At 52.5% G+C, this 18186-nt stretch carries 16 protein-coding genes and 1 pseudogene; 5 read left to right on the plus strand and 12 right to left on the minus strand.

Features of this window, described 5'->3' with window-relative positions:
* Nucleotides 1–2: 2 nt before the first annotated feature.
* The 3 genes and pseudogenes from bcsA to KDD30_RS23275 form a co-directional block, all read right to left on the minus strand.
* Nucleotides 3–2623 (minus strand): annotated as a pseudogene (gene bcsA / locus KDD30_RS23265) (UDP-forming cellulose synthase catalytic subunit).
* A gap of 3 nt (nt 2624–2626) precedes the next feature.
* Nucleotides 2627–3364, minus strand: a complete 738-nt coding sequence (bcsQ, locus tag KDD30_RS23270) for a cellulose biosynthesis protein BcsQ (RefSeq protein WP_249199381.1) — start codon at nt 3362–3364, stop codon at nt 2627–2629.
* 49 nt (nt 3365–3413) lie between these two features.
* Nucleotides 3414–3623 (minus strand): hypothetical protein, encoded by a 210-nt coding sequence (locus KDD30_RS23275; protein ID WP_211650933.1) that lies wholly within the window; start codon nt 3621–3623, stop codon nt 3414–3416.
* A gap of 465 nt (nt 3624–4088) precedes the next feature.
* Here KDD30_RS23275 and bcsE point away from each other — a divergent pair, with 465 nt between their 5' ends.
* The 3 genes from bcsE to bcsG are packed head-to-tail and all read left to right on the plus strand — an operon-like array spanning nt 4089 to nt 7463.
* Complete coding sequence (bcsE, locus tag KDD30_RS23280; RefSeq protein WP_211650934.1) at nt 4089–5666, plus strand: cellulose biosynthesis protein BcsE; 1578 nt, start codon at nt 4089–4091, stop codon at nt 5664–5666.
* A complete protein-coding gene (locus KDD30_RS23285) occupies nt 5663–5809 on the plus strand; it encodes a hypothetical protein (protein ID WP_211650935.1) in 147 nt (48 codons plus the stop codon). The genes bcsE and KDD30_RS23285 overlap by 4 nt, the downstream gene beginning before the upstream one ends.
* Nucleotides 5810–5825: 16 nt before the next feature.
* A complete protein-coding gene (gene bcsG, locus KDD30_RS23290) occupies nt 5826–7463 on the plus strand; it encodes a cellulose biosynthesis protein BcsG (protein WP_211650936.1) in 1638 nt (545 codons plus the stop codon).
* 100 nt (nt 7464–7563) lie between these two features.
* Here bcsG and KDD30_RS23295 read toward each other — a convergent pair whose 3' ends face one another.
* On the minus strand, nt 7564–7815 hold the full coding sequence (locus KDD30_RS23295) for a hypothetical protein (protein ID WP_211650937.1): 252 nt from the start codon (nt 7813–7815) through the stop codon (nt 7564–7566).
* Between the two features lie 58 nt (nt 7816–7873).
* Between KDD30_RS23295 and KDD30_RS23300 the strand changes: the two genes are divergently transcribed.
* Nucleotides 7874–8326 carry a DUF417 family protein gene (locus KDD30_RS23300; protein WP_211650938.1) on the plus strand — a complete coding sequence of 151 codons (453 nt, stop codon included), beginning with the start codon at nt 7874–7876 and terminating at the stop codon, nt 8324–8326.
* Nucleotides 8327–8699: 373 nt separating this feature from the next.
* Nucleotides 8700–8978: a hypothetical protein gene (locus KDD30_RS23305; protein ID WP_211650939.1), complete on the plus strand. Its 279-nt coding sequence runs from the start codon at nt 8700–8702 to the stop codon at nt 8976–8978.
* A gap of 61 nt (nt 8979–9039) precedes the next feature.
* Here the strand turns inward: KDD30_RS23305 and KDD30_RS23310 are convergent, their stop codons facing one another.
* The 8 genes from KDD30_RS23310 to KDD30_RS23345 form a co-directional block, all read right to left on the minus strand.
* Nucleotides 9040–10047 carry a substrate-binding domain-containing protein gene (locus tag KDD30_RS23310; RefSeq protein ID WP_211650940.1) on the minus strand — a complete coding sequence of 336 codons (1008 nt, stop codon included), beginning with the start codon at nt 10045–10047 and terminating at the stop codon, nt 9040–9042.
* 15 nt (nt 10048–10062) lie between these two features.
* On the minus strand, nt 10063–10995 hold the full coding sequence (gene rbsK, locus KDD30_RS23315) for a ribokinase (RefSeq protein WP_211650941.1): 933 nt from the start codon (nt 10993–10995) through the stop codon (nt 10063–10065).
* Between the two features lie 1022 nt (nt 10996–12017).
* Nucleotides 12018–12899: a ribose ABC transporter substrate-binding protein RbsB gene (gene rbsB / locus KDD30_RS23320; protein WP_211650942.1), complete on the minus strand. Its 882-nt coding sequence runs from the start codon at nt 12897–12899 to the stop codon at nt 12018–12020.
* 73 nt (nt 12900–12972) lie between these two features.
* Nucleotides 12973–13956, minus strand: coding sequence for a ribose ABC transporter permease (rbsC, locus tag KDD30_RS23325; protein WP_211650943.1), 984 nt, complete (start codon nt 13954–13956; stop codon nt 12973–12975).
* Complete coding sequence (gene rbsA, locus KDD30_RS23330) at nt 13953–15458, minus strand: ribose ABC transporter ATP-binding protein RbsA (protein ID WP_211650944.1); 1506 nt, start codon at nt 15456–15458, stop codon at nt 13953–13955. Before rbsA ends, rbsC begins: the two co-directional genes overlap by 4 nt.
* 30 nt (nt 15459–15488) lie before the next feature.
* The gene (gene rbsD / locus KDD30_RS23335; protein ID WP_211650945.1) at nt 15489–15908 is read right to left on the minus strand and encodes a D-ribose pyranase; all 420 of its coding nucleotides are present in this window, start codon (nt 15906–15908) and stop codon (nt 15489–15491) included.
* Between the two features lie 408 nt (nt 15909–16316).
* A complete protein-coding gene (locus KDD30_RS23340) occupies nt 16317–16904 on the minus strand; it encodes an isochorismatase family protein (RefSeq protein ID WP_211650946.1) in 588 nt (195 codons plus the stop codon).
* 136 nt (nt 16905–17040) lie between these two features.
* On the minus strand, nt 17041–18102 hold the full coding sequence (locus KDD30_RS23345; protein ID WP_211650947.1) for an alkene reductase: 1062 nt from the start codon (nt 18100–18102) through the stop codon (nt 17041–17043).
* Nucleotides 18103–18186 lie beyond the last annotated feature (84 nt).

Raw genomic sequence — 18186 nt, forward strand, 5'->3', positions numbered from 1 at the left:
AATTAAGCCCTGTTGGGGACAAAACGGGGTCTGAGCGACCACAGGCGCTCCCCCAGCGATATAACCAGATTCACCGTCACAGCCATCACTTTCGGGCCATGCTGAATCAAACGGCGGTAACCATCCAGACCAACCTGCAACACGGCCTGCATGCTGGATAACGGCTTGTCGGACTGATACGACTGCTGCCACTTCGCCCAGGTGTCTGCTCTGGCAAAGGTGCACTGCACGTAATCAATCCGCTGTTGTGTGCTGAGCGGATCAAGCCGCAACCCCAGCACGCCATGGCGGATATACGCAATCGTCGCCGGGAAGACATATGACTGACTGCCCCGGCTCATGACCACAGAGAGCTTCTGACTCACCAGCGCTTCCAGGCGTTCCCCGTCGGTTTCTGTCATCCGGATCCGCAGTCCACCCAGCGAAAAATCTTTCAGTTCTGCCTGCAGCAGGTGTCCTGAATGAAGCCGAACCGCCACCGGCATCGACACCTCAACCCGGTGATCCCGGCGAACCTGCTTGGCTTCCACGGCCACAGCCACGGCCGCACCGAGAATCAGCAGGTTATAAAGCGTCCAGACAATGTTCACCAGCACTGTCGTCAGCTCATCTGCCGGGCCCCATCCAAGACGATAGACACCAACACCCAGCCCCAGTACGTTCAGCAGGACCAGCATCAGATAAGGCCGGGAAATCACCCAGTCATAATGCGAGGCCTCGACCAGACCGCCTTTCGCCGTGACATTAAAGGTTCCTTTATGGGGTGCAAACAGCGCGACCGTGGTCGGGCGTGCGATATACCAGGCGAGCACCGTTTCATACACCTCTCCCCAGAAAGAATAGCGGTACTCTCCCTGCATGCGGGAATTGGTCATACTGGCATGAATCATGTGCGGTAAAACGTACAGAATGATCGCCATGGCAGGTGCATAAATGATGTATTCATGCAGCAGCAGAAACGCCAGCGGGGCGGTCAGAAAGATCAATCGCGGGATCCCCGATAGAAAATGCAGCATGGCATTGGCATAGCACAGTCGCTGCGACAGCTTCAGTCCTTTCCCGGTCAGCGGATTATCCACCCGGAATATCTGTGCCATTCCCCTTGCCCAGCGAATTCGCTGGCCCACATGCGCCGATAAGGTTTCGGTTGCCAGCCCGGCAGAAATCGGTTGTTTCAGATATGCCGATCGATAACCCAGCCGATGCATCCGCAACGACGTGTGTGCATCCTCGGTGACCGTTTCAACTGCAATCCCCCCACTTCTTCCAGCGGTTCACGCCGTAATACGGCACAGGAGCCGCAGAAAAAAGTGGCATCCCACAGGTCGTTACCGTCCTGAATCAACCCGTAGAACAGATTGCCTTCATTCGGAACATTGCGGAAATTCGACAGATTCCGCTCAAAAGGATCCGGCGAAAAGAAATGGTGCGGGGTCTGAATCAAGGCCAGTTTTGGATCTTTCAGAAACAGGCCCATCGTGAGCTGAAAAAATGCCCGGGCCGGAATGTGGTCGCAATCAAAAATGGCCACATACTCACCCTGAGATTGTTTGAGTGCGTAATTGATGTTGCCCGCTTTTGCGTGCTCATTGGTCGGACGGCGGATGTAGTGAACACCCACTTCCCGGGCAAAGTCACGAAAACTGTCCCGTTTTCCGTCATCCAGAATATAGATATTCAGCTTCTCTTTCGGCCAGTCCACACCCAGTGCGGCGTACACGGTGGCCCGGACAACATCCAGGTCTTCGTTGTAGGTCGGGATCATGACATCAATGGTCGGCCATGTAGACGAGTCAGAAGGCAGCGGCTCCGGCTGGCGATTCAGCGGCCAGATATTCTGGAAATACCCCAGAATCAGAACCAGCCAAGAGTATGTTTCAGCAAGCAGTAAAACCAGCCCAAGGCCTAAAGCGACCGGCTCATCCCAGTTCAACGTCGATGAATAGCGCCACCATAAGTACCGGCAAGAAGCCGTGACCGACAAAATAATCATGAGCAACGTCGGGAAATGACCCGGCATCCGCCGGAACAGCATCGCCAGTGCCCAGAGCAGCAGGACAAAAACCGTCTGCGCTTCCAGACCAAAAGGCACAGTGAAACAGATCAACGCCAGCAAAACCACGGCCGCCAGCAGCAGTCCGTTGATCACCCGGCCCGTCTTCGTTTCACGGAGCATCGCCTGAATTTCCCGGGTGTCTGTCTCACTGGCCTGATGTTCCAGCCACAGCACCAAACGACGCAGTGCTGCCATTGGCAGCAACAACACCCGGCGAATCTGCCCGGTCACCCAAAGAAAAGGGACAGACACATCTCGATATGAGGGCGCAGATCCGGACTGACGCACACCGATCAGCCACAGGCTTTGGATCAGAAAACGAACCGGATCCAGCCAGACAGGTGCCGCAAAGTTGATCTGCGGATAATAGACCAGCGGCAAACGCCATGCAGGCATCCCAGCGACAACGGGTTTGAACAGCACAAAAGCCATCGTAAACCAGAAGCCAAGCACCCAGCGGCCCAAACGTGAAGCGGGCTGGCCCCCTTCGCGCTCATAGACCTTCAGTTGGGTCCGGAACTGCGCGACAATCCAGGCCTGAAAAATGAAGTTGAAAAAGTTTGGCATGGTTTATCGTTCACTGGCTTCTGCGGCAAGTTGTGAGACACACCAGAGCGCCAGCGACTGATAATCCCGCGCCGCCTGACTGCTGGGCGAAAATTGCTGCACTGTGGTCAGGTTCGCCACGCTGTCGAGCAGTGCGGTATCCCGGTGTAACACAACAGAGGACAACTGCGTCCCCAGTTCTTCTTTCAGAACCAGGGTAAAATCCCGGCTGATCTCGGTTTCCGGCTGGTACTGGTTCAGCACGTATCTGATGCGTGGCCAGCGTTGCTGGGAACTGCCCGACTCCGCCAGTGCATCGCTCGTTTGCGAAAGCAGACTGTAAGCTGAAGCCTCAGGCGTCATCACAACCAGCACCAGATCAAACTGATGGGTTTGCGCCAAAGAGCTCAACTCGTGCAAATCTGACGGTGCAAAATGAAACAGTTGCCAGTGTTCTGCATGCGCAGGGAATTCAATCCGGCACAGCGATGCTGCCAGTTCAGACAGAGACTGAATCCGGCAGGTGTTCATCTGCTGCTGCAGAGGCTGTTGCAATTGGCCAAACGGCAGAAATGCCACACCAGAAGGGCTTTCAAACCCAGCCGACTGCCAGTTTTCACCCGTGCAGACAAGCGGTGCCCAGCCTTGTTTTTCCGACAGTGGCATGCCGAGATGCAAGCGCAGTACATTTGCCGGATCGGCATCCACCACCAGCACATTTTTCTGAATCAGCCGAAGTGCCTGCGCCAGATTCGCCGTCACGGTATTCGAACCAGCGCCCCCCGCTGGCTGATCAGTGCCACCCGCTTCATCATGATCCAGCTTCCGTTACACGGACGGCATCATGGCTCATGCTCCGTTCAGAGTCCGCGGAGATGACTGTTTCCCATTTTTCTCTGAGGATCAGCCATTTACGCTGAATTCGCACATAAGCTTCTCTTTCTGTTGTTTCGACATACTCGTTGCCAGGCAATTTATAGGAAGCGTAAATCGCTTCAATATCTTTAGCAGGAACAGCCACGAATGATCACCACTTCTTAACAAAAATATTAAAATATATAATTTTCAGATATTGATTTAACGTCTTTAAAATCAACGAATACAATTGAACATCATTTTTTTGTTATACTTTATTTCACTTTTGTTACTGAAAACATCAAAAATTCACTCAATAAAAAATTTTATTTTCCTGTACAAATAAACGTGAACTCGGTGGACCGGATGCACTCCAAAAAATTTCAATTTAATTTAAATGCATCAAAACACATATTAACCAACCCCCATATGCATCAAGGTTTGACCTTGTCAGAAAAATGGCGATGATATGAAAAATATTGGGAGCAACACTTCACTTTTTAACCGTATTCTATATTATCTGGCTACATTTTTGACACACATAATTTCGGGTCTGTCGCGAAAAGTCTTCAGTTTTCCCGATTGCCAGCCATCCGTACAGGATGCGAGCGATGTATGATTGGTATTTCTTATGTCTGACTTCCAGGGCGTTCAGCCATTTCAGGAAATGAAAGAATTACAATCCGTTTATGTTTATTTATTTGGACACAAACAGATTGCAATCGATTTACTGACACAAAATAAAACACAGAATAACAACACAACGTTTACTTTTGTAACCGATAAAGATAGCTTTTACAGTGGATTAAATCCTTCTGTCACGAGTGCGCTGGAATATTCAGTTCGGGAATGTGGAAAGCAGGCTTATTTCCTGTCCAAAGACATGTCAGGAAAAACTCAAAGCGCATTAAAGCTCATCAAAGATATATGCCGTATACGGATTTCAAGGCAATCTCGCATGATTATCCTGATGCCCGATACCCTGATTGTCAATTTAATGCAAAATCACCGTCACAGTTTACTCAACCTGCTGAATAAGCATGCGATTGACAGAACTGCAACCATTGAACTAATGATTTACGGTGAGCAGGCAACCTCAATCCGCCCCGCCTTGCTTGCCATGAATCACTGCATACGCGGGCTTGTCTCGATGACGGCAATCAACGCGCACCAGTGTCAGTATCAGTTGGCCTTTTGGGCAAATCGGCAAGGCGTTCTGTCTGGTCAGACTTTTCTGTTAAACCGGGCGGAAAACGGACACTGGCTGAGGACTGAGCCGCCGCTGCACCCGTATTTGTCGGACATGCAGCCCGATTCAGAGCCGAGCCCGATCTATCTCAGCGACGAGGCATTACTCGACGGTGAACACACGCCGGATCAGGTGATGCGCCAGATCTCAAATGAGGTGCTGCTCACTCAGACAGACTTTCCGGCATCCGCCACCCTGCTCCTGGGATGCGGCTCACCGACGTCCATTCAGCCCTTAGCCATCGCTTGCCTCCGATTACGGCATCAAACCGGCGCATCGCTGAAGATCATCATCCGGGAGACCCGACAATGTCTGCGATACACCGACGAAACCTTTTTGCTGGCCGCGGGGGTGAACCTGATTGTACCGGCCAACCTGCCGTTCAGCCGGTTGATGAGTCAGGTGGAAGCCATTCAGCATCAGATTTTAGTCCGAACCTTACCCTCCGATCCGGACGCTTTACTGTCGCTCAACCTTCAGTATGCAAACCGCGGTTATCTCGACAATCAGCAATTCAGTCAATACAGTCATCTCGCCATGCAGCATACGGCCCCAGCACAGTTGGGATTTGCGCTGGTTCGGCTCAATCTGCTGCCGGGAATGCAGGCAGAGGAATGTCTCAAATTATGTCGGATCCGGCGGGATGGTGATGTGGTCACCGCTTGCCACAATGCACTCTATGTCTTGTTCAGTGCGATTCGTCTGACGGATGTGCAGACAGCCCTGAATCATATCTTTGATATTCCGGTCCGGGATCTGTTTCAGCAAATTCAGATCTTTCAGACGCAGTACGACGCAGAGCGCGAACTCCAGACCGTGATCACGCAGGCTGTCCCGCTGGATAATGTGTCAGCGACCGTCTTTGAAAAAGAAGCATTCGGTGAGTCAGCGCAGCCTGAGCCTGCCCGACCTTCATTTTTCGCCATTCAGAAACCCATTCAACTGCGGGGTGGCAAATGAGCCTGGAAGATTTTCTGCTGACTTCAGGCATCAGCCTGCTGATTGGGCTGCTCCTTGGCTATTTTGCCCGAAATCTGGCCGCCTGGGTGCAACGAACTTATAAGGCCCGCTTCAGACGTGCGCATTACTTTAAACAAGACTAACGAACAGATTCAGCACATGACAAAGCAGCAAAGCAGACATCCAGTCCAAGCCCTGTCGGGACTGGGATGGTGGAATGTTTATTTCATTCTCAAAATTGCCCTGTACATTCAGGGCACTCTCGGATTCCACCCGCTGGAAAATATGGCACTGGTGGTCTTTCTGTTACTGCCACTGGGTTCATCCTGGCTCAGGGTGCTGCGTCAGGTTGTTGCCATTCCGGCGGCCGCCTGGCTGATGCATTACGACTCTTTCCTGCCGCCGCTGACCCGTTTATGGGCACAGTTGGGTCAGCTGATGCAATTTGAATTCAGCTATCTGCTGGAACTGATAGGCCGGTTCATCACGGTTCAGAGCCTTCTGGCGCTGATGACGCTCTGTCTGGGTTATGTACTGCTGAATCGTTTTCTGCGAGTCTCTGTTTTTGTGGTCGCAACATTAGTGGTGCTCTGCGTGCCTGCCGCCAAAACGCCTCAGGCTGTGGCACAACCAGAAACCGTCACCAGACTTGAACCGCCTGTCACGGTACAGAAACCGTCAGATTCGCTGACCGTGCCAACACAAACAGATGATGCATCGCTGAACACTTATGTGTCGGACTTCTTTCAGTCCGAGGCCCAACGTCAGGTGTTGTTTGAACCAAACACACCCGCAGGGGCCCCGTTTGACATCCTGTTCCTGAGCATCTGTTCAGTGGCCTGGGACGATATCGCTATCGCCGGGCTGAGTGATCACCCGCTGTTCAAAGAATTCGACATCCTGTTTGACCAGTACAATGCCGCAACCTCTTACAGTGGCCCGGCCGTGATCCGTTTGCTGCGCGCAGGCTGCGGACAGGAAACACACAATCAATTGTTCTCCGGTGCGCCCTCACAGCAATGCTATCTGTTCGACAATCTGAAAAAGCTGGGTTTTGAAGAAAATCTGGTGATGAACCACGATGGCGTGTTTGATAATTTCCTGAAACTGATCCAAACCGATGGACAGGTCACCGCTGATCTCATGCCTCAGGATGGCTTTTCGCCGTATCAGAAGGCGTTCGATGGCAAGTCGATTTATCGGGATAAACAAGTCCTTGAAGACTGGCTCGCCCAGCGCAACACCGACAGTCATGAGCAAATTGTCACGCTGTATAACTCCATTTCACTGCATGATGGCAATCGGCTGATTCGTGGCGATCGCACCACCAGCATGGCCAGCTACCAGCTGCGCCTGAAAAATTTGCTGGATGATCTGTATGCTTTCTTTCAGACACTCAAGCAGTCTGAACGAAACATTGTTGTCGTGATGATTCCTGAACATGGCGCAGGCATGAAAGGTGACCGGATGCAAATCTCCGGCATGCGCGAGATTCCGTCTCAGTCGATCACTCATATTCCGGTCGGCCTGAAAGTGTTTGGGAAAGATGTAATCCGGACCGGCGACACGGTTCATGTGACCGCGCCTTCCAGTCATCAGGCTCTGGCGCAGCTGATCAGTAATGTACTGGCTCAGAATCCGTATCAGCACAACAGCTTTGATCCGGCCACGCTGATCAGAAACCTGCCGGAAACGCCTGTCGTCTCTCAAAATGACGGCTCAACAGTGATCCAAATCAACGGCAAGCCGTATGTGTCGCTGGATGGCAGAAGCTGGTCTGTCTATCCGGGGAAATAAACTGTACAGCCACAACAAAGCCACGTCACTTGCCTGAGTGCCGTGGCTTTTTTAATCTGACGCTTCCCCTCCTGAACGACGAACACAATCAGACACCGTGCTAAAAGCGGTCACTGAGCCCGGCAGACACCGAGTAAGACACGCTGTCATAAAAAGCGACGTACTGCAGGTGTGCGAGATTGCCCCCAGTGCATTGAATGCCAGGTGATTCCAGCCAAACATCGCGCAGCGTCAGCGGCATCAGTGCAGAAGTGAATGCAACAGGATGCGTTATCTGGGATTGATCAATACCAAAGCCTGCATCGCTTTTACCGTCAGGAAATATTTCTGAACAACTTTCCGCCAGAACCACTGAAATTTCTCCGCCGAAGACGGGGTCATGTAGGCACTGTAATTTCAAGGAATCAAAGATGACTTCAAACGCAACATCCAATCACACAAATTATGGCTATCTTCTGGGAACATCCGGTGTGATTCTGGTCCTGCTCTGGTTGGGGATCTACAAATTCACACCGACAGAAGCCAAAGCGATTGAGCCTCTGGTGGCAAACCACCCCCTGATGGGCTGGCTGTATGACATTTTTTCACTGCAGGCGGTGTCGAACCTGATAGGACTCAGTGAAATAATTGTCGCGGGCGGACTGCTGATTGGTTTTCGCGTGCCGCTCGTGGCTTATTGGTCGGGGATTGCGGCATCCGTTATCTTCGTCGTGACACTCAGTTTCATGGTGACGACTCCGGATGCCTGGAAAGTGTCTGACGGATTACTGATCCCGAATTTCTTTCTGATCAAAGATATCCTGTTTCTGGCCATCAGCATCAGTGTCATCGAACGCGCAAAACACAAAATGGCCCATCAATAACTCGGTGATGGCCCGCTCTGAGGGGGACTCCAGCTCCCCCTTTTCTTTTCAGCGAATCGCGCTCAAAACGTCCGGGCCAACATACTGGCCGCTGCCAGAAACATCATGATCCCCGCGCCTTTACCGCTTTCCCAATCAAGACTCATCAACAATAACGGAAAAAGAGCAAAAAGCCGGAATAATATGAATACAAACACATAAAATCAATTCCAGATAGAATCTTTTACTGAAAAACTTGATAAGCACCACAGCACATAACAGCACAGGTAGAAAATTTCAGTGAAATCATCCAACTTAGCCGATGATTCTCATCCTTTTGCACCAACTGTATGCGATGTTGCTGCAATCAATCTATTTTAAGCCTGGAGTGCTCATGGAAAGCTTATCTTTTCTTTTGTTTTTGGTTTATCTGGCCATCGGGGGACTGGCAACCCTGTACGCGCTTGTGTTTTTCTTTCTGACCGGTTTAACGATATTTGATCAGGGCAAGAAACAAGCCATGCCTTTCCGACACAAATGCAGCTATGTTTTTGTCATGCTGTTGTTAATGCCCCTCTTTTTTCCTGTTTTCATGGATGAGATCATCTCACTCTCCGAATATTATCTGGCAAAGAAGAACGCGCTTGCACAAAGCGGGTCTGAAACGGTCTGATAAAAAATAAAGCCTTCCCTCCTCAAATGAACACACCGTTTGAAAAGGGGAGGGCTTCCGATTATTCCGAAATCTCTTTCACACTCTGACGCTTGACCAGCGTTGGCTCAAGTTGCACCACCTGAGTGTCTGTGATTTCTTTATTGATTCGTTTGAGCAGCGTCTCAACCGCTGCCTGTCCCAAACGATATTTCGGCTGGTGAATGGTCGTCAGGGATGGGGTCATAAATTTCGCGATATGGATATCATCGTAGCCGATGATGGAGAGATCGTCTGGAATTCGGATCCCTTGTTCATATGCAGCGTGGATCACGCCCATCGCCATCATATCGTTACAGACAAAGAGCGCCGTGGGTAAAGAACCGCTGGCACAGATCTGCTGAAAAGCCCGGTATCCGCCGTCACATTCGAAATCCGATTCGACAATCCAATCAGGTTGAATGGGCAGACCCGCTTCATTCATGGCCCGCTTATAGCCTTCATAACGGATCTGTGCCTGGTGTCTGACCAAAGGGCCGGTAATACAGCCGATCTCACGATGTCCGCTCTGAATCAGATATTGCGCTGCCAGATAACCGCCCTGATAGGAATTATCCTGAATCTTGTCGCTGGCAAAAGACATTGGCCCCCAATCCATCACCACCACCGGAATATCGGGATAGCGATCGAACACTTCAATGCGCTCGCCTTCCAGCGTTGAGCACATCAGCAACAAGCCGTCGACCCGCTTTTGCAGCAAGGTATCAATCGAGGCTTTCATGCGTTCGTTATCCCCTTCGGTGTTGCAAAGGATCAGGTTATACCCTTTCTGATAGCAACTGCGCTCAACCCCTTTCACCACTTCACCAAAAAATGGGTTGGTCGAGGTGGTCACCAGCATCCCGATGGTCTGAGTCCGATTGACCTTGAGGCTGCGGGCCAGTGCGGACGGGGCATAGTTCAGCTCTTTCGCTGCCCGGTTCACCCGCGCTGCAATTTCCTCACTGACAAAGCGGGATTTGTTGATCACATGGCTCACGGTAGAAGTCGACACCCCTGCCAGTCTCGCAATATCTTTCATCGTGGCCATGTCATGTTCCTGTATTTAATCGACGACCGCAAAACGCTCCGCCAGAAAAGCATCCACCTCTGCATGCGTTGGAATCGATGTCTGCGCACCAAAACGCGTCACAGAAATCGCGGCAGCAGCGTGTGCAAAACGAATGGCTGATTCTAAAGACATTTCTTCCAGTAAACCAGTCACCAACGCGCCGTTAAAGGTATCACCGGCCGCTGTGGTATCCACCGCATCCACTGTGTAACCGGGAATCAGCTGGCCCCGGCCATTCTGACTCAGCCAGACGCCTTTCGCACCCAGGGTGATCAGCACGATTTCAATGCCTTTCCGGTGTAATTCATCTGCAGCACGCTGTGCAGACGCATGGTCTGTGACCGGAATCCCTGTCAGCACTTCAGCTTCAGTTTCATTCGGTGTAATCACATCGATGCACGACAACACGCTGTCCGGCAAAGCACGCGCCGGCGCCGGATTGAGAATCACGTTGGTCTGGTGTGCTTTCGCGACCTGTGCCGCTTTTTCGACCCCGTCCAGCGGTGTTTCCAGTTGCATCAGCAGAAACCGGGCTTCACGAATCCGCGTCAGATCCGGTTCGATCCGCTCAGCCGTCAGATAATCATTCGCTTCCGCAGAGAGGCAAATTGTATTTTCACCGCTGTCCGACACCTGAATCATGGCGATACCGGTCGGGCAGTTGGGCTGCATTTTCACGCCTGAGATATTGATACCATCGTGCTTGAAGCTTTCCCGGATATGAATGCCGAATGCATCATCGCCGACACAGGCAATCAAGCCGATATCCGCATTCAGCCGTGCTGCCGCAACCGCCTGATTGGCGCCTTTGCCACCGGGAATGACCTGATAATCACGTCCCTGCAACGTTTCGCCCGGGCGGGGAAATGCGGGCACACGCAGAACATGGTCCGCATTCACACTGCCTAAAACCACTAATTTATTCATCACGTTATCCTGGAAATTCTGTTCCGACTTAAACACAAGGATTTGCCGTTTCCGCAAAAAGCAAAGCGTTGTGTTCAACTCCCCTTGTCAAGGGGAGGGAATGTTCAGTGCTTGCAACAAACTCGGACTGTCCCTCCCCCTTTTCAAGGGGGAGGCTAGGTGGGGGGTTACAAGGCACACCTGCCAAATCTGCGCACGCTTCACGAACCCCACCCTAACCCTCCCCTTGTCAAGGGGAGGGAATATTCAGTACTTGCAACAAACGCTGTACTGTTCCTCCCCCTTTTTCAAGAGAGGGGCTGGCCGGGAGTTACAAAACACACCTGCCAAATCTGCGCGCGCTGTTCGAACCCCACCCTAACCCTCCCCTTGCCAAGGGGAGGGAATATTCAGTGCTTGCAACAAACGCTGTACTGTCCTTCCCCCTTTTCAAGATAGGGGCTGGCCGGGAATTACTGTGCACTCAGGCCAAACCTGTGCGTGCTGTTCGAACCCCACCCTCGCCCTCCCCTTGCCAAGGGGAGGGAATATTCAGTACTTGCAACAAACTCGGACTGTCCCTCCCCCTTTTTCAAGAGAGGGGCTGGCCGGGAGTTACAAAACACACCTGTCAAATCTGCGCGCGCTTCACGAACCCCACCCTCGCCCTCCCCTTGCCAAGGGGAGGGAGTATTCATCACTCGCAGCAAATGCTGTATATCCCTCCCCCTTTTCAAGGGGGAGGCTAGGAGGGGTTATCGGGCACACAATCCAAACCTATGCACATTTCACGAACCCCACCCTCGCCCTCCCCTTGTCAAGGGGAGGGAATGCTCAGTGCTTGCAACAAACTCGGACTGTCTCTCCCCCCTTTTTCAAGAGAGGGACTGGCCGGGAGTTACAAAACACACCTGTCAAATCTGCGCGCGCTTCACGAACCCCACCCTAACCCTCCCCTTGCCAAGGGGAGGGAATATTCATCACTCGCAGCAAATGCGATCTGTCCCTCCCCCCTTTTCAAGGGGAGGGAATGTTCCTGAGGTTTACTGCTTCGCAACCACTTTCAGCGGCACCGGAATGTACTGCTCAACCGGCTCACCTTTCAGCACTTTCACCGCGGTTTCCACGCCCAGCGCACCGATTTGATCCGGCTGCTGTGCAATCGTCGCCGCCAGCTTACCGCGGTTCACCGCCGCAATGCCGTCGTCTGTGCCGTCAAATCCAACAATCATGACTTGCTTGCCAGACGCCTGAACGGCGCGTAGCGCACCCAGTGCCATTTCATCGTTCTGCGCAAACACAGCCTGCACATCCGGGTTCGCTGCCAGCAGATTTTCCATCACGTTCAGACCTTTGGTCCGGTCGAAATCCGCAGGCTGGCTCGCCAGCAGATCCATCTGACTGCCTTTCACCGCTTTCATGAAACCCTCACCCCGCTCGCGGGCCGCAGACGTACCGGCAATGCCTTCCAGCTGAATGACTTTGGCCTGCTCACCGACTTTTTCCATAATGAACTTACCCGCCATTTCGCCGCCAGCCACGTTATCCGAAGCAATATGACTCACCACCTCACCCCGGCTGGCACCCCGGTCCAGGGTCAGGACAGGGATCTTTGAGCGGTTCGCCATGCGAATCGCATTCGACACCGCATCAGAATCCGTCGGGTTGATCAAAATGGCCTTCACACCACGGATACTCAGATCTTCCACATTCGACAGCTCTTTACTCGGGTCATTTTGCGAGTCCAGCACAATCAAGTCGTAGCCCAGCTCCTTCGCCTTGGCTTCCGCGCCATCTTTCATGGTCACGAAGAAGGGGTTGTTCAGGGTCGAGACCACAATCGCCAGTGTGTCCTGTGCCTGAGCAGAAACAGAAACGGTCGAAGTGAGCAATGCAGCAGAAATCAGGGTTGCCAGTTTTTTCATTGTCATGATCCTTTGTGTAGGGGGAGCCGGTACACGTCATCCGGCTCTCTTTTCATGGATAAATCCAGAGGATTTACTTGTTTTTATTGTCCACCAGCACGGCCAGCAAAATCACAACTGCTTTGGCAATCATCTGGTAGTAAGAAGAGACATCGAGCAGGTTCAGGGCGTTATTCAGGAAGCCGATGATCAGCGCACCAATCAGGGTGCCCATAATCCGGCCTTTACCGCCCATCAGGCTGGTGCCGCCCAGCACCACAGCCGCAATGGCGTCGAGTTCGTATCCCATGCCCGCCGTCGGCTGCGCCGAAGACAGACGCGAGGTGACAATGATGCCCGCCAGTGCGGCCAGCAGACCACAGATCGCGTACACACCGATCTTCACCCGATCCACATTGATACCGGACAAACGGGTCGCCGACTCATTCCCGCCGAGCGCATACACATAGCGGCCAAAGCGGGTGTGATTGAGCAGATACCAGACCGCCGCAAATACCACCACCATCAACCAGACCGGCACAGGAATCCCCAGCGCATAGCCGGTGCCAAACCAAGCAAAAGCATCAGCCGTATCGGTAAAACCAGTCGAAATCGGACGACCGTCGGTGTACACCATGGTGACACCGCGCAGCAGCGTCATGGTGACCAAGGTGGCAATAAAAGCCTGCACTTTGCCCTTGGCAATGATGACCCCGCTGACTGCACCCAATGCAGCCCCGGCGAGCAGCGCTGTCGGCACGGCAATCAGAACCGGCACTTCCATCGCAATCAAGCTGGCGGCAAACGCGCCGCATAACGCCAGCACCGAGCCGACGCTCAGGTCGATCCCCGCGGTCAGAATGACCAGTGTCATCCCCACGGCAATGATGGCGTTGACCGAGGTCTGACGCAGAATATTGAGAATGTTATCCGCGGTGAAAAAGTTCGGATTCAGAAAGGACACCACAGCAATCAGTAACAGCAGGGCAATCAGCGATTTCTGCTCAATCAGCCAGGCTTTACTGAACCACTTTTTCTCGCGGGCTTCGGTCGGTTGACTCAAGGTTTTGGTACTCATGCTGCTTCCCCGTTAATCATTTTGCCGACAGCACAGGCCAGCAATTTTTCCTGATCGGCATCTTTTGCATCAAATTCGCCGCTGATCCGGCCTTCATGCATCACCAGAATCCGGTCACTCATGCCAAGAACTTCCGGCATTTCGGAAGACACCAGAATGATGCTCATGCCTTCGGCTTTGAATTGATTGATCAGCTGATAGATTTCTTTTTTAGCGCCAACATCGACGCCTCGTGTCGGCTCATCCAGAATCAGGACTTTTGGCCGGGTCATCAGACCTTTGGCAATCGCCACTTTCTGTTGATTCCCGCCCGACAGATTGCCGATGATCTGATCCCGGCCCGGCGTTTTGATGTTGAACAGGCGGATAAAATCCTCCACAGCGATGGCTTCATCGCCATGCTGAATCTGAATGCCTCGGCTCAGTTGTGCCAGCGCGCACAGGGACATGTTCTCTTTCACCGACAAGCCCAGAACCAGGCCATCGCCTTTGCGATCTTCTGAAATATAAGCGATGCCATTGGCCAGTCCGTCTTGCGGGCTGACCGGATTGATGGTTTTGCCGTTCAGGTTGATCACGCCCCGCTCGCTTGGCAAAGCGCCGTAAATCACCTTCATCAGTTCTGTCCGGCCTGCGCCCATCAGACCTGAAATGCCCAGAATCTCCCCGCGTTTGAGGGTAAAACTCACCTCGTGGACGCCGGAGCCGGTCAGGCCGATGACTTCAAGGCAGGTTTCGCCATGCTGAACCGCAATGCGCGGATACTGCTCTTCCAGTTTTCGGCCGACCATCATTTCAATCAGGCCGTCTTCGTTGGTGTCGGCCACCTGACATTCCCCAATGAATTTGCCGTCCCGCAGGACGGTGATGTCGTCGCAGATCTCGAAGATTTCTTTCAGGCGGTGCGAGATATATACAATGCCGCAGCCTTGCGCGCGCAGTTCATGGATCACCGTGAACAGCGAGGCAGTTTCAGTATCCGTCAGCGCATCGGTCGGCTCATCCATAATGATGACTTTCGACTCGAACGACAGCGCCTTGGCAATCTCAACCATCTGCTGCTCACCCAGACTCAGGTCGCCCAGTAAAGTTTTCGAGCTGTGTTTCACATTCAGCCGAGCCAACAGCCGGTCTGCCTCTGCGTACATCCGGTCCCACTGAATCCGGCCCAACGGCCCCGTGAATTCACGGCCGAGAAAAATATTCTCAGCAATCGTCAGTTCAGGGATCAGATTCAGTTCCTGATGAATAATACTGATCCCCGCCTGCTGGGAATCCCGTGGCCCTTTGAACGCGGCCGTTTGACCCTGATAGTGAATCGTACCCGCGTCTTTGCTGTAGATCCCGGTCAGGACTTTCATCAGCGTTGATTTTCCGGCACCGTTTTCTCCCATCAATGCCATCACCCGTCCCGGATAGACATTCAGGCTGGCTTTATCCAGTGCCTTCACGCCCGGAAAGGCTTTTTCGATTTCACTGAGCTGTAAAATGGCTTGCGTCATACGCCGTCCTCAATGGTTTGGTTGCAGGGGTCAGAACACCACACCAGCCTGAAAAATCACGTTCGCATACGGGGTGCATTCTCCCGTCCGGACCACGGCCCGGCTGTTGTGCGTCCGCTGCTTGAACAATTCGTGAGACAGGTAAGTCACAGAAATCTCGCGGCCAGTGCGTGCCTGTTCCGCCTGAAGCAATCCCATCAGCGACTGATGAAGCGCCGGGCTCACCTGCTGAAACTCCTCTGCCATCACCACGCCTTCAATCTGCGATTCAGACAACAGCGTGCGGACAGTCTCAATGAAACCCGGCACGCCATGGGTCAATGCCAAATCGATTCGCTGCACCTGATCCGGCACCGGCAATCCGGCATCACAAATCGTCACTTCATCGGTGTGCCCCAGCGTCGCCACCAGATAGGACAACTCAGCGTGCAGGAGGGTACTTTTTTTCATGCTTCAATACCTTGTTCGGTCTTTGGGTCGGACCTTGATCAAACCTTGATTGAATCATCCCGGCTGCGCCAGATGAAACAGCCGGGAAAAATGTCTAACGTCGTCAAAATGTCGGTTTCTCTCCCCGAAACGGGCAGTGATGCATTTTCTGTTTCCTGTCTTTTTTATGGTTGGGGAAAACTTATCGAAACGTTTCGATGAATTCTAATTCACTGAGATTTCTTTGCAGCAGGTGAAAAGTTGAACTGTGATTAGGATCGTGCGATCTATCAGTAAGAGGAATAAAAAAAGTGATCTGAGTCTCGGAGGGAATACAATGAATGGAGCGAATGACAGAAAAAAGCAGAAGCCTGTTCGGCCTCTGCTTTTCAAATCAATCTCAATGTCTGGCTGTGAAAAAATGCGCTTCTATGCCCCTTGCAGGGACTTCAGCATCACCTGAACTAATTGTGTCCCTTCAGGTGTTGCCCAGCTGCCTGCCAGTTCTGCGATCAACTGGTTGGTACTGGTCAGCGTAACGCCGTTTGTCTCCATCCGGCGCAGCGCCATCTCATCTGCCATTTTACTGGGTGAACCGCCCGCATCGGCGACGACCTGCACCTCGAACCCATCACGAACCAGACTCAAAGCCGGATAGACGGTGCAGACATCATTCGTCACGCCTGCGATGATGATTTTCTTCCGCCCGCTGGCATGCACTGCAGCGGCAAAATTTTCGTCATCCATCGCATTCACAATCCCCAGACGCTTGATACGGGCATTGAATTCAGCAGGAAGCAGTGTTTCCAGTTCACTCAGTAAAGGGCCCTGAGCATGTTCTTCCATGCTGGAAGTTAAGACCACTGGCATGTTCAGAATCTTTGCTGATTCTGCCAGCATCAGGGCATTTCGCTTCATTTCTTCGAAATCAATGGATTTCACCCAACTCATTGTGCCGACCTGATGGTCAATCAACAACAGCACGGCATTGCTGGCAGTAAATTTTTCATATGACATCGTCTTTCTCCTGTTTCAACCACTGGGTTCCCCCATCAGGAACGGACTGCGTCCCCGACGAAAGTATGGCTAATGCTTCAAATCTCGGATCGACAACGTGGTTACATCCCACGCTGCACCCTGAATTCAGATCGGTTTAAGGCTGCAGAACGGGATAATCGGTATAGCCTTGTTCACTACCGCCGTAATAGGAGGATGGATCCGCCTCATTCAGCGGTGCACCCGCCTCAAGCCGCGCCACAAAATCGGGATTGGCCAGTACCATCACGCCGTAAGATTCCAGATCCGCCAGGCCAGCCTTCAGGTCATTGCCAATGGACACCCGCGGACGTCCCGGACGGTTCAGAATCAGCGTGTGCTGCCAGATCTCCCGGATGTCACGCAACAGTTCTTCATTGCCCTGATGCATGATGTGCAGGTAAGCCAGCCCCAGCTTGTTCAGCTCCGCCACCAGATAACGATACAACGCTGGCCCTTCGGCACCTTCATCAATGCCCCAGATTGCCGTGCCCGGCGACAAGCGAATCGCTGTTTTATCGGCCCCGATTTCATCTGCAATCGCTGTCGCAACTTCAATCGCAAACCGTGCACGATTTTCAATGGAACCACCGTATTCATCTGTTCGAGTGTTGGCGCTGGGCGCAAAAAACTGCTGCACCAGATAAGCGTTGGCACCATGAATTTCGATGCCATCTGCGCCTGCTTCAATGGCTCGTCTTGCGGCGACCCGAAAATCATCGACGGTTTGCTGAATCTCTGCCGTCGTCAGTGCCCGGGGCACCGGAATATCCTGCATACCGCTCAGGGTAAACATTTTGGTTTGCGGCGAAATTGCTGAAGGCGCGACGCCCTGACGATGATGGGGGGTGTTGTCCGGATGCGACATCCGGCCAGCATGCATCAATTGAAAGAAAATATGGCCGCCCTTGGCATGAATCGCAGCAGTCACCGACTTCCATGCCTCAACTTGTGCATCGGTGTGGATACCCGGCGTTGCCAGATAACCCTGTCCATCTTCCGATGGCTGAACACCTTCACTGACAATCAGGCCAATGCTGGCACGCTGCGTATAATATTCCGCCGTCTGTGGGCCAGGCGTGCCGTCAAAATTCGCTCTGGATCGGGTCATCGGTGCCATCACCAGACGGTTAGATAATTTCATTTGGCCTAGTTTGACCGGTGCAAATAACTGACTCATGCTTCACTCCTACGTCTCGGCTCACTCAATGTTGATAGGGTCATCATGAATCAATTCACATTTGGAATAAATATGATTAAATGG

Origin of the sequence: Photobacterium sp. GJ3, assembly GCF_018199995.1 — a bacterium.
Classification (GTDB): domain Bacteria; phylum Pseudomonadota; class Gammaproteobacteria; order Enterobacterales; family Vibrionaceae; genus Photobacterium.